Consider the following 12,589-nt stretch of genomic DNA (forward strand, 5'->3'; position numbering starts at 1 on the left):
TGCCCCACCAGGGGCGGCAGCCTAGTCTTCCAATCCCTACAAAACAAGGAATGCGGTAAACCATGTCGGAACTGATCTGCCAGCGGATTCTACTCAAACTTAGCGGTGAGGCCCTGATGGGCAGCGGCGACTTCGGCATTGATCCGGATGTGATCGCGCGGGTTGCCGGCGAGGTCAAAGAACTGAGCGAGGCTGGCGTGCAGGTCGGCATGGTGATCGGCGGCGGCAACATCTTCCGCGGCGCCGGTTTGGCCCAGGGCGGCATCGACCGGGTCACCGGCGACCACATGGGGATGCTGGCGACGGTGATGAACTCGCTGGCGATGGCGGATGCATTGCAGCGCATCGGTGTGCCGACGCGGGTGATGTCGGCGCTGGCGATGCCGGATGTCTGCGAGGGCTTCACCGCTCGTCAGGCGCGTGCCTGTCTGGCGGCTGGTGAGGTGGTGATCCTGGCGGCCGGCACCGGCAATCCCTACTTCACCACTGATTCCGCCGCCTCGCTGAGGGCGATTGAGATCAAGGCCGATCTGATGATCAAGGCGACCAAGGTGAACGGCGTCTACTCCGCCGATCCGGTGAAGGTGGCCGATGCTGAATTCTATCCGGTGCTCAGTTACGATCGAGCGCTGGCAGAGAATCTGCAGGTGATGGACGCAACGGCGATCGTGCTCTGTCGTGACAATGGCATGCCGTTGCGTATCATGAATGTCAACGAACATGGTGCCCTGATGCGTCTGATGCGCGGAGAGGCGATCGGCTCCTTGGTTGAGAGCGGAGAGTGAGATGATCGACGATATCAAAAGCGATGCAGCAACACGCATGGACAAGAGTGTCCAAGCGCTGCACAACGAGTTGGCCAAGATCCGCACCGGGCGGGCCCATCCAAGCCTGCTCGACCACATCAAGGTCGACTACTATGGTTCCGAGACGCCACTCAATCAGGTGGCTAACATCAATATCGAGGATGCTCGCACCCTGGCCGTGACCCCCTGGGAGAAGACCATGGTGCAGGCGGTGGAAAAGGCGATCATGACCTCCGACCTCGGCCTCAATCCGATGTCGGCGGGCACCGTAATCCGGGTGCCGATGCCGCCGCTTACCGAAGAACGCCGCAAGGACATGATCCGTATAGCGCGCAATGAAGCGGAGGGAGCACGGGTGGCGGTGCGCAATATCCGCCGCGACGCCAACCACGATCTCAAGGATCTGGTGAAAGAGAAGATGATCTCCGAGGACGACGAGCGCCGTGGCCAGGAGATTATCCAGAAACTGACCGATCAGCACGTCAAGACCATCGATGAAGTCCTGGCGGTAAAAGAGAAAGATCTGATGGAGTTCTGATCGTCAAGGCGAGATTAGCAACAGGATTTCAGCTCCTTATGAGCACAGCAGGCCAGACCGACAGCACCGGGACGCCCCCCCAGCTTCCCCGGCACATTGCAATCATTATGGACGGCAATGGTCGTTGGGCAAGGCAGCGGGGTTTACCGCGCTACGCTGGTCATCCCGCCGGTGTCGAATCGGTGCGCAAGGTGGTGGAACACTGCGTGCAGCAGGGCATAGAGGTGCTCACCCTGTTCGCCTTCAGCAGTGAAAACTGGCAGCGGCCGAAGAAAGAGGTCGGCCTGATCATGGATCTGTTCATCCGCGCCCTCAGAAAGGAGGCGCGACGCCTGCACCGCAACGGTGTCAGGCTGCGGGTGATCGGCGACCGCACAGCCTTTCCGGAAAAACTGCAGCGACGCATCCATGAGGTGGAGGCGCTGACTGCGGCGAACAGTGGTCTGATATTACAGGTGGCGGCAAACTACGGCGGCCGCTGGGATATCATTCGCGCGGCGCGTCGACTGGCCCGGCAGGCGGCTGCCGGTGAGATCGATGTCGATGCCATCGACGAGCAGGCACTGGCGGCGCAGCTTGCCTTCCCTGATCTGCCTGATCCCGACCTCTTCATCCGTACTGGCGGCGAGTGCCGTGTGAGCAACTTTCTGCTCTGGCAGGCGGCCTACTCCGAGCTCTACTTCACCGATCTGCTCTGGCCTGAGTTCGATGCCGCTGCCCTCGACGCGGCGATTGCCGACTATTCCCGTCGGCAGCGTCGTTTCGGTCGCACCGGCGAGCAGGTGGTGGAGACGCAATCGGCCAAGGATCTCTGAGCACATGCTCAAACAGCGCCTGCTGACTGCTCTGATACTGGTGCCGCTGGTGGTAGCAGCGGTGCTGTTGCTCCCAAGTCTCTATCTGGCGATGCTGCTGGGGCTGGCTCTGGCGCTAGGAGCCAATGAGTGGGGGCGACTCTCAGGTCTTGGCTTCTGTTTGCACCGCTCCCTCTATATCTTGCTGGTCACTGTTGCGCTGCTGGCGGTATCGCTGCTGTTTGATCAGCACGGCTGGGTCATGCCGTTGCTGAGTCTGGTGGTGCTCTGGTGGCTGTTTAATATCCTGCGATTGTGGCGTTACCCGGGTGGCGTGAGCCTCGAGGGTTTCAGCCCGCTACAGGCGGCCGAAGGGCTGTTGGTGCTGGTGCCGACCTGGTTTTCGTTGGTCTATCTTCACTACACCGCAGAGCGGGGCCCCGGCCTGATGCTGTTCCTGCTGGTGCTGATCTGGGGTGCAGATAGCGGTGCCTACTTTGCCGGCAGGCGCTGGGGGCGGGTCAAGCTGGCACCGCGGGTCAGCCCGGGCAAGAGTCGAGAGGGAGTCTATGGAGCGCTGGTTAGTGCGCTGCTGCTGGGACTCTGGCTCGGCTGGTGGCTGGAGGCGCCACTGGCCGACTATCCCGGGCTGCTGCTGCTCTGTCTGCTGACCACGATCTTCTCAGTAGCCGGTGACCTGTTTGAGAGCCTGATGAAGCGTCAGCGCAGCATGAAAGACAGTGGTACGCTGCTGCCGGGCCACGGTGGCATGATGGATCGGATCGACAGCCTGACCGCGGCAGCTCCGGTGTTCGTTTTGGGTCTGATAGTGATGGGCAGAGTGTGATGAAAGGGCTGACGATTTTGGGTTCCACCGGTTCGATCGGAGTCAGCACTCTGGACGTGGTGGCGCGCCACCCGGAGCGCTATCGTGTGGTGGCGCTGACTGCCAACCACGATGTGGAGGGGATGCTTCAACAGTGCCAGGCGTTCCGCCCGCAGGTGGCGGTAATGGCCGATGAGGCTTCGGCGGAGGCGCTGGCCGGGCGGCTGAGGGATGAGTCGCTAAACATCGAGGTGCTCTCTGGTGTGGTCGGCTTGGAGCGGGTTGCTTCGATGCCCGAGGCTGACTATGTGATGGCGGCGATCGTCGGCGCCGCCGGGCTGCTGCCGGCGCTGGCGGCGGTGCGCGCCGGCAAACGGCTGCTGCTGGCCAATAAGGAGGCGCTGGTGGTCTCCGGGCATCTGTTTATGGAGGAGGCGCGCCAGCATGGCGCCGAGATCCTGCCCATCGATTCGGAGCACAACGCGGTGTTCCAGTGCATGCCGGCTGACTTTGAGCGGGGGCTGGCGCAGGTCGGCGTGAAAAAGATCCTACTGACCGCTTCCGGCGGACCGTTTCGCCGCAGCAGCCTGGATGAGTTGCGTGCGGTCACCCCGGAGCAGGCCTGCGCCCACCCTAATTGGGAGATGGGGCGCAAAATATCTGTCGACTCCGCCACCATGATGAATAAGGGGTTGGAGGTGATTGAGGCCTGCTGGCTGTTCCGCACCTCACCAGAGCAGGTCGAGGTCGTGCTGCATCCGCAGAGTGTGATCCACTCGATGGTGGAGTACAACGACGGCTCGGTGCTGGCGCAGCTGGGTAATCCTGACATGCGAATCCCTATCGCCCACGCCCTGGCTTGGCCGGAGCGGATCGAGTCGGGGGTCGGCAGCCTCGATCTATTTGCGGTGGCGCGGCTCGATTTCGAGGCCCCAGACACCGAGCGATTCCCTTGTCTGCGTCTCGCCTATCAGGCGATCGAGGCGGGCGGTACCGCGCCGGCGGTGTTGAATGCGGCGAATGAGGTGGCGGTGGCACGCTTCCTTGAGGGAAATCTCGACTTCCTTGGCATCCCACAGGTGGTGGAGCAGACTTTGAATGCCTTTGCCGTCGAACCGGCAGAGACTCTCGAACTGCTGCTGGAGCAGGATCACCGCGCACGGGAGTATGCGGAACAAGTGGTGCGGGAAAGGGTCTGACGCCCTGACTGCCGGAGGTTTCGATGGGTTCCCTATTGTTTACGCTACTTTCCTTTTTGCTCGCGCTGGCGATCCTGATCGCAGTCCATGAGTTTGGCCACTTCTGGGTGGCGCGCAAGCTTGGGGTTAAGGTGCTGCGCTTCTCGATCGGTTTTGGCCGCACCCTGTGGCGTTGGCAGGGCAAGCGGGATGAGACCGAGTATGTGGTGGCGGCAATCCCGCTGGGTGGCTACGTCAAGATGCTGGATGAGCGTGAGGCGCCGGTCCCTGAAGCGGAGCTGGATCGCGCTTTCAACCGGCAATCGTTGGCGGTGCGCAGTGCCATCGTGGTGGCCGGTCCGCTATTCAACTTTCTGTTTGCGATCTTCGCCTTCTGGCTGATCTTTGTCAGTGGCGACATCGGTCTGAAGCCCCTTGTGGGGAGTGTCGAAGCGGAATCGCTGGCGGCGCAGGCCGGTTTTGAGGTAAATGATCAGATCCTGGCAGTGGACGGTGAGGAGACGCTCACCTGGGAGAGCGTCGTCTACGCGTTGCTGGCGCAATCGATCGAGCATCAGCGCTTGGCGGTAACTACTGAAGATGAGTCGGGGCGTCAGCGGGTGCGCTGGCTTGAGACCAAAAATCTGCATCAGATGGCAGAGGATGGGCAGCTGTTGTTGCGTCTGGGGCTGGCCCCGAAGCGCCCCCATCTGCCGGCGGTGATCGGTGCTCTGCTGCCGGGTGAGCCGGCTGAACAGTCTGGTCTGCAGGTGGCGGATCGGCTGCTCAGCGTCGATGGCGAGCCGCTGGCCAGCTGGAGCGCCTGGGTGAAGTATGTGCGGGCTCATCCTGCGTTACCGATGCAGGTCGAGGTCGAGCGGGGCGATGAGCGGTTCTTTGTCGAGCTGACACCTGCGAAGATCGAGAGCGAGGGCAAGCCGATTGGGCGCATTGGCGCCAGCGTGCAGGTGCCTGAAGGGCTGATGGATGAGTTCCAGGTGGAGGTCAGTTATCCACCGGTGGAGGCGCTGGGTAAGGCGCTGCAGAAGAGCTGGGATCTCTCCTCGCTGATGCTGAAGATGCTCGGCAAGATGCTGATCGGCGAGGTCTCGGTGAAGAACCTGAGCGGGCCGATCTCGATCGCTGAGTCGGCTGGCAAGTCGGCCAGTTACGGGCTGGTCTATTTTCTCAAGTTTCTGGCGGTGGTGAGTATCAGTCTCGGTGTGCTCAATCTGCTGCCGGTGCCGGTGCTCGATGGCGGTCATCTGCTGTTTTTCCTGCTCGAGGCGGTGAAGGGCCGTCCCCTGTCGGAACGGTTTGTTGAGCAGGGGCAGAAGATCGGCATGCTGCTGTTGTTGGCATTGATGGGGCTGGCGTTTTACGTGGACATCAATCGGCTGCTCGGCTGAAACGTTGCAGGGGGATGGGCGCGGTAGGCTAACCAGGGAAGATCCCTTATACTAGCGCGGCTGTAATAATAACGTCCGGTTTTTCCAACTCTTTTGTTGTCGGGAACGCTGGGGCCTGGAGACAGGCTTTGGTGGTGGGTCGTGCCACACGGATACTAATCAGGTTTTTGAGTCTTTTATGGGTGCGCTGACAAGATCCCTGGTCGGATTTCTGCTGTTCTCTATGGCCGCTGTTGCCGGGGCGGACGTTTTTGTGGTGCGCGATATCCGCGTCGAGGGTCTGCAGCGCATTGCGGCGGGCACCGTCTTCAATTATCTGCCGGTGAAGGTGGGAGAGCGGTTGGAGCCGGGTGATACGGCTGAGGTCATCCGTGCCCTGTTCAAGACCGGTTTTTTTAAGGATATCCGACTGGAGCAGGATGGCGATGTGTTGGTGGTAGTGGTGCAGGAGCGCCCCGCTATTGCCGAGATCAGCTTCGAGGGTAACAAGGATCTGGAGACCGATAAGCTCAAGGCGGGGCTGAAGGAGATTGGACTGGCCGAGGGTCGAGTCTTTAAGCGCGCCCTGCTGGAGCGAGTGGAGCAGGAGCTGAACCGGCAATACTTCTCCCGTGGCAAGTACGGAGTGAAGATTGACTCCACGGTGACGCCGCTGGAGCGCAATCGGGTGGCGGTGGCGATAACGATCTCTGAAGGCGTTTCGGCACGCATTAAGAAGATCAACATCATCGGCAATGATTCATTTGATGACGACGATCTGCTGGATGAGTTCCAGCTCGGTGTGCCGGCCTGGTACGAATTCTTCTCGGACAAGGACAAATACTCCAAGCAGGCACTCGCCGGAGATCTGGAGAAGCTTCGCTCCTACTACCTCGATCGCGGCTACATCGACTTTAAGATCGACTCGACCCAGGTCTCGATCACCCCGGACAAGAGGGACATCTACGTTACCGTGGTACTCACCGAGGGTGATGTCTTCACGATCAGCGAGATCAAACTGGCGGGTGATCTGGAGCTGCCCACCGAGACATTCTTCCCGCTGATCCACTTGAAACGTGGCGAGGTCTTCTCACGCAAGCAGACTACCGCCAGTGCGGAGCGCATCAGCAGCAAACTCGCAGACGCCGGCTATGCGTTCGCCAACGTCAACAGCATCCCCGACATCGATCGAGAGAAGCGCGAGGTGGCGATCACCTATTTCGTCGATCCCGGCAGCCGGGTCTATGTGCGTAACATCAACATCAGCGGCAATACCAATACCCGTGACGAGGTGGTGCGGCGTGAGTTGCGTCAGATGGAATCTGCCTGGTTCTCCGGTGGCAAGATCAAGCTGAGCCGCGAGCGGGTGCAGCGTCTGGGCTATTTCGATGAGGTCACGCTGGAGACGCCGGCGGTACCCGGCCGCAATGACCAGGTGGATATCGAGATCAAGGTGAACGAGAAGCCTTCGGGTAACCTGGCGGCTGGTGTGGGCTACTCGCAGAGCCAGGGCATCATCTTTAACGGCAGTATCTCCCAGGATAACTTCCTGGGTACCGGCAAACATGTCAGCGCGGGCTTTGACACCAGTAAGGCCAACCGGCGGGTCAACCTCTCCTATACCAACCCCTACTACACCATCGATGGCATCAGTCGCGGCTTTGAGGCGATCTTCCAGGAGACCGACTTTTCCGAATTGAATATCTCTAGCTACTCCACCGATGTGAGTCGTCTGGGAGTGAACTTTGGTCTGCCGCTGACCGAGCATGATCGCTTCAGGCTTAGTCTCGCCTATGAACATACCCGTTTTGTGTTGGGAGACTCCCCTTCCGACGAGGTGATCGACTTCAAGGACCGCAACGGCGACGAATTTGACGACGTGGAGTTGATGGCCAGCTGGAACCGCGACAGTCGCGATAGCGCCATATTTCCCAGCCGGGGCGGGCATCAACGCCTGTCGCTGGAGATGAATGTGCCGGGCAGTGACCTCCAATATTACCGGATCAACTACCGTCATACCCACTATCTGCCGCTGAGCCGTTCGCTGACCCTGCGTCTCAACGGGGAACTTGGCTATGGCGAGGGTTACTCTGGCGGTGAGTTGCCCTTCTTCCGCAACTTTTTCGCCGGTGGTATCGGATCGGTGCGTGGCTTCGAAGATAATACCCTCGGTCCTAAGGACTCCACCGACAGGGCGTTGGGGGCGAACAGCAAGCTGATCGGCCAGGTCGAACTTTTGATGCCGCCGCCAATGGATTCCTTCAGAAAAACCATGCGCTGGGGGGTCTTCTTCGATGCGGGCAATGTGTTTGATCTGCGTGATGGAGGCAGTATCGATTGGGATGAGATCAGGATGTCCACTGGCGTAATGGTATCCTGGCTATCGCCAGTGGGTGCATTGGCGTTTAGTCTCGGTCATCCATTGAATGATAAGTCGGGTGATTCAGTCGAGACGCTTCAGTTCAGTTTTGGTACGACCTATTGATGCAGTAGGAGTAAATAGTGAATAGAGTTTTGAAATTTGTTTTTCTGGTGTTGTTGCTGGCCGGCGCAAGCGCCGCGATGGCAGAGGATTACCGGATCGCCTTTGTCAACGCGACCAAGGTGTTTGAGGAGTCCCCCCAGTACCAGGCGGCCCGCAAGCGGCTACAGAAGGAGTTCTCCCGCCGTGAGAAGGATCTGCTGTCGAGCCAGAGCCAACTGAAGCAGCTGGAGGAAAAGCTGAAGCGGGACGGTACGGTGATGAGCGAATCCGAGGTCAAACGCCTTGAACGCGACATTCTCTCCCGTCGTCGCAAGCTGAAAAATGCACAGACCGAGTTTCGCGAGGACCTCAACCTGCGCCAGAACGAGGAGTTCAAAAAGCTGCGGACCCAGGTGCGGGAGGTGATCCGCGATGTCGGCAAGGCGGAGAATATCGACCTGATCGTCTCCGACGGCGTGGTCTACTTCAGCAAGCGGATCGATATCTCAGAGATGGTGCTGGAGAAGCTGCGGGAACTGGTTTCGAAATAGCGGGAGGAGTGGGGTATGGTGAGCCGGCTGGGGGACCTTGCTGCCTCTGTTGGGGCGGAACTTCGGGGTGATCCTGATCTCAGGATCAGCGGGGTCGGTACGCTCTCCGGCGCGACTTCCGGCCAGATCAGCTTCCTCACCAACCCGAAATACCGGCACTACCTGGCGGATACCAAAGCCTCTGCGGTGATTCTCTCTGCCGAGTATGCGGAGCACTGTCACGCCGCAGTGGTGATCAGTGATAATCCGCACCTGGCCTATGCGCGTATCGCCGCGCAGCTGTTTCCGCCCGCGCGATTTGAGCCGGGCCGTCACCCCAGTGCCGTGGTGGATGAGAGTGCTGCGGTAGATGCCAGCGCCTGGATCGGACCCTGTGCGGTGGTCGGTGCCGATGTGATGATCGGTGCCGGAGTCTATATTGGGCCGGGCTGCGTGATCGAGCCTGGCTGTAAAATTGCGGCGGGATCGCGGCTGGTAGCGCGGGTCACCCTCTGCCGCGATACCGAGCTCGGTGAGCGGTGCCTGATTCACCCCGGTGCGGTGTTGGGCGCCGACGGTTTTGGCCTGGCCAACGACCAGGGGCGCTGGGAGAAAGTACCGCAGCTGGGGCGGGTGCGTGTTGGCAAGCGGGTCGAGATTGGTGCCAACACCACCATCGACCGTGGCGCCCTGGACGATACGGTACTGGCGGACGGGGTCAAGCTGGACAACTTGATCATGATCGCGCACAACGTGCAGGTGGGAGAAGATACCGCGATGGCGGGGCTTAGCGGCGTCGCCGGCTCAACCCGAATTGGCCGCGGCTGTACTTTCGGCGGTGCGTCCGGTGTGGTTGGACACATCAAAATCGGTGACAATGTGCACTTTTCCGGTCAAGCGCTGGTAACCCGCTCCTTTGAACAGCCGGGCTACTACAGCAGCGGCCTGCCTGCGACCGAGAATAGTGCCTGGAAAAGGGCCGTGGCCCGGATCCGCCATCTGGATGATTTTGCCAAGCGCCTGAAGCAACTTGAAAAACAAGTCAAAGAGTTGCTGGGTAATGTCAGCCAGCCAAAAGATTGAAGAGTGGGGAGAGCGTTTTGACCGTTATGGATATTACAAAGGTGCTCAGCTTGCTGCCGCACCGCTACCCGTTTTTGTTGATCGACCGGGTCATGGAATTTGAAAAAGATACCCGGCTGGTGGCGCTGAAGAATGTCACCTACAACGAACCCTTCTTCAACGGCCATTTCCCGATCAAGCCGGTGATGCCGGGGGTGTTGATCGTCGAGGCGATGGCCCAGGCTACCGGTCTGCTGGCGATGGAGTCAAACCCTTCCACTGTCAGTGAAAACACCATCTACCTGTTTGTCGGCATCGACAAGGCGCGCTTCAAACGCCCGGTGGAGCCGGGTGATCAGCTGCGCATTGAGGTGGAGCAGACCGCCATGCGTCGCGGTATGGGTATGTTCTCCTGCAAAGCGACGGTGGATGGTAAGGTCGCAGCCACCGCCAACATCATCTGTACCGCCCGGGAGATATGACCCTGATCGACCCGCGTGCCATCGTCGACCCGTCGGCTGAGCTGGAGGAGGGGGTCGAGGTTGGCCCGTTCAGCATCATCGGTGCCGGTGTACAGATCGGCAAAGGCACCAGAGTGGGTCCCCATGCGGTGATCAAAGGGCCGGCCCGCATCGGCCAGGACAACAGCATCTTCCAGTTCGCCTCGGTCGGTGAAGATCCCCAGGATAAAAAGTACGCCGGCGAAGAGACCTGGCTGGAGATTGGTGATCGCAACGTGATCCGCGAATTCACCACCATCAACCGCGGCACGCTGCAGGATACAGCGACCACCCGCATCGGCAACGACAACCTGCTGATGGCCTACACTCATGTCGCCCACGACTGTCAGCTGGGGGACAACGTGATCATGGCCAATGCCGCCTCCCTGGGTGGCCATGTGATTATCGACGACTACGCCATCCTCGGCGGTTTCACTATCGTGCACCAGTTCTGCCGCATCGGCGCCCACAGCTTCTGTGCCATGGGCTCGGCGATCAGCAAGGATGTGCTGCCCTACCTGATGGTCTCGGGCCAACCCGCCAAACCCCACGGCATCAATCGCGAAGGGCTGCGTCGACGCGACTTCTCCGAGACAGCGATGCAGCAGATCAAGCGCGCTTACAAGGCGATCTACATGTCGAATCAGCGTCTCGAAGAGGCGCTCGACGACCTGCGGGTGATCGCCGCAGAGACACCAGAGGTGGATCTGATGGTCGATTTTCTGCACGACAGCGGACGCGGCATTCATCCGCTGATGATACGTATTGGCATCGTCGCCAACGAGGTCTCGGGCGACATCCTCGCAGCCTCTCTTATCGAGGCACTGCAGGCGAAACGTCCGGGGCTGCGCTTCGAAGGCGTGACCGGGCCGCAGATGGAGGCGGCCGGTTGCCAGCCTCTGGCTCGTATCGAACCGGTGATGGGGCTGGTCGAGGTGCTGAAACATCTGCCCGCCTTGCTGGCGATGCGCCGCCGTCTCTACAACCATTTTCGCACCGACCCGCCGGATCTCTTCATCGGCGTGGATGCCCCTGATTTCAATCTGCCGCTGGCACGCCGTCTGAAACAAAATGGCATCCGCACCGCACACTTTGTCAGCCCCACGGTCTGGGCCTGGCGCCAGGGGCGGGTCAAAAATCTGCATAGCGCGGTCGATCTGATGCTCTGCCTGTTTCCCTTCGAGAGTGAATTTCTGCGCGCCAACCGGGTGCGTGCCGAATATGTCGGCCACCCGCTGGCGGATCAGATCCCACTCGAGCCGGCGGATGCGCAGCAGTTGCGTCATGAATTAGGCCTCGATCCGCAGCGGCCGGTGATCGCACTATTGCCGGGTAGCCGCATGAGCGAGCTGAAGATGCTCTCGGCGGCGTTTCTGCAGACCGCTAGTTGGTGCCATCAGCAGCGCCCCGAACTGCAGTTTGTCGCACCGATGGTCAACCAGCGGCTCCGCGAGGCGTTTTCCATAGCGGCCGCAGAGTTCGCCCCCGGCCTGCCCCTGACCTTGCTGGATGGCCGCCCGCGCGAGGCGATCGGCGCGGCGGATCTGGTGCTCACCGCTTCCGGCACCGCCACTTTGGAGACCTTGCTGCTGAAGCGGCCGATGGTGGTTGCCTATCGGCTGGCAGCACTCACCTACTGGCTGGTGACCCGCCTCAATCTGGTGAAGATCCCCTACATGGCGATGGCCAACCTGCTGGCAGAAGAGGAGCTGGCGCCAGAGTTTCTGCAGCAGCAGGTAGAACCCGAGGCGATGGGTTCTGCGCTGCTGGCGCTGCTCGATGATCCGCAGCGGCGTGCCGAAATCGCCACACGCTATGCCGAGATTCACAAAAACCTACGGCGCAACGCAGCCGATCGTGCTGCGGATGCGATCTTGGCGATGCTTGATGGAGAACAAAAGTGACTGATCATATCTTTGTTGCGGGGGTCGACGAGGTGGGCCGCGGGCCACTGGCCGGCCCGGTGGTGGCTGCGGCGGTGATCCTCGACCCGGCGCAGCCGATTGAGGGACTGGCCGACTCTAAAAAGCTCTCGGAAAAGCGTCGCGAACAGCTGGCGGAGCAGATTCGCACCCAATCGCTGGCCTGGGCGCTGGGGCGCGCCGAGGTGGAGGAGATTGACCAGATCAACATCCTGCAGGCGAGCCTGCTGGCGATGCGCCGCGCCGTGGAGGCACTGGCACTGACGCCGCAGCGGGTGCTGGTGGATGGCAAACATGCCCCGCAGCTCGCCTGCCCGGTGGAGGCGATCATCGGCGGCGACAGCAGCGTCGAGGCGATCAGCGCCGCCTCCATCATCGCCAAGGTGGCGCGCGACCGGGAGATGGTCGAGCTCGATCAACACCATCCCGGCTACGGCTTGGCCCGTCACAAAGGCTATCCTACCAAGGTCCACTTGCAGGCGTTGCAGGAGCTGGGGGTCAGCCCGATCCACCGCCGCTCCTTCGCCCCGGTGCGCCGGCTGCTCGATTGAGCCGGCCGGGGGGGGCGAGGGTCGCGCCTG

The 12,589-nt window shown here is 60.8% G+C and carries 11 protein-coding genes and 2 pseudogenes; all 13 read left to right on the forward strand.

Translation table 11 applies throughout. The features are described 5' to 3' along the window. Positions 1 to 62: 62 nt before the first annotated feature. The gene (pyrH, locus tag RIFP1SYM_RS02700) at positions 63 to 785 is read left to right on the forward strand and encodes a UMP kinase (protein ID WP_005959109.1); all 723 of its coding nucleotides are present in this window, start codon (positions 63 to 65) and stop codon (positions 783 to 785) included. A gap of 1 nt (position 786) precedes the next feature. Further along, the gene (gene frr / locus RIFP1SYM_RS02705; protein ID WP_006475414.1) at positions 787 to 1,344 is read left to right on the forward strand and encodes a ribosome recycling factor; all 558 of its coding nucleotides are present in this window, start codon (positions 787 to 789) and stop codon (positions 1,342 to 1,344) included. Positions 1,345 to 1,382: 38 nt separating this feature from the next. Then, complete coding sequence (locus tag RIFP1SYM_RS02710; protein ID WP_005959111.1) at positions 1,383 to 2,159, forward strand: isoprenyl transferase; 777 nt, start codon at positions 1,383 to 1,385, stop codon at positions 2,157 to 2,159. A 4-nt stretch (positions 2,160 to 2,163) separates the two neighbouring features. Continuing rightward, entirely contained in the window at positions 2,164 to 2,985 is an 822-nt protein-coding gene (locus tag RIFP1SYM_RS02715) for a phosphatidate cytidylyltransferase (protein WP_005959112.1), read from the forward strand. After that, positions 2,985 to 4,163: a 1-deoxy-D-xylulose-5-phosphate reductoisomerase gene (gene ispC / locus RIFP1SYM_RS02720; protein WP_006475412.1), complete on the forward strand. Its 1,179-nt coding sequence runs from the start codon at positions 2,985 to 2,987 to the stop codon at positions 4,161 to 4,163. The genes RIFP1SYM_RS02715 and ispC overlap by 1 nt, the downstream gene beginning before the upstream one ends. A 23-nt stretch (positions 4,164 to 4,186) precedes the next feature. Continuing rightward, positions 4,187 to 5,551 carry an RIP metalloprotease RseP gene (gene rseP / locus RIFP1SYM_RS02725; RefSeq protein WP_005959114.1) on the forward strand — a complete coding sequence of 455 codons (1,365 nt, stop codon included), beginning with the start codon at positions 4,187 to 4,189 and terminating at the stop codon, positions 5,549 to 5,551. A gap of 178 nt (positions 5,552 to 5,729) precedes the next feature. Continuing rightward, the gene (bamA, locus tag RIFP1SYM_RS02730; protein WP_005959115.1) at positions 5,730 to 8,015 is read left to right on the forward strand and encodes an outer membrane protein assembly factor BamA; all 2,286 of its coding nucleotides are present in this window, start codon (positions 5,730 to 5,732) and stop codon (positions 8,013 to 8,015) included. A gap of 17 nt (positions 8,016 to 8,032) precedes the next feature. Beyond that, positions 8,033 to 8,545 carry an OmpH/Skp family outer membrane protein gene (locus RIFP1SYM_RS02735; RefSeq protein WP_005959116.1) on the forward strand — a complete coding sequence of 171 codons (513 nt, stop codon included), beginning with the start codon at positions 8,033 to 8,035 and terminating at the stop codon, positions 8,543 to 8,545. A gap of 15 nt (positions 8,546 to 8,560) precedes the next feature. Further along, a complete protein-coding gene (gene lpxD / locus RIFP1SYM_RS02740) occupies positions 8,561 to 9,607 on the forward strand; it encodes a UDP-3-O-(3-hydroxymyristoyl)glucosamine N-acyltransferase (protein WP_005959117.1) in 1,047 nt (348 codons plus the stop codon). A 26-nt stretch (positions 9,608 to 9,633) separates the two neighbouring features. Beyond that, positions 9,634 to 10,068 carry a 3-hydroxyacyl-ACP dehydratase FabZ gene (gene fabZ / locus RIFP1SYM_RS02745; protein ID WP_081417690.1) on the forward strand — a complete coding sequence of 145 codons (435 nt, stop codon included), beginning with the start codon at positions 9,634 to 9,636 and terminating at the stop codon, positions 10,066 to 10,068. Beyond that, a pseudogene (gene lpxA, locus RIFP1SYM_RS17295) lies at positions 10,065 to 10,832 on the forward strand (acyl-ACP--UDP-N-acetylglucosamine O-acyltransferase); the annotation flags it as partial. The gene fabZ and the pseudogene lpxA, both read left to right, overlap by 4 nt. Before the next feature lie 30 nt (positions 10,833 to 10,862). After that, a pseudogene (gene lpxB, locus RIFP1SYM_RS17300) lies at positions 10,863 to 11,990 on the forward strand (lipid-A-disaccharide synthase); the annotation flags it as partial. Next, positions 11,987 to 12,559 carry a ribonuclease HII gene (gene rnhB, locus RIFP1SYM_RS02760; protein ID WP_005959120.1) on the forward strand — a complete coding sequence of 191 codons (573 nt, stop codon included), beginning with the start codon at positions 11,987 to 11,989 and terminating at the stop codon, positions 12,557 to 12,559. The pseudogene lpxB and the gene rnhB, both read left to right, overlap by 4 nt. Positions 12,560 to 12,589 lie beyond the last annotated feature (30 nt).

The sequence above is a fragment of the endosymbiont of Riftia pachyptila (vent Ph05) genome (genome assembly GCF_000224455.1).
In the GTDB taxonomy this organism is placed as follows: Bacteria; Pseudomonadota; Gammaproteobacteria; order Chromatiales; family Chromatiaceae; genus Endoriftia; species Endoriftia persephonae.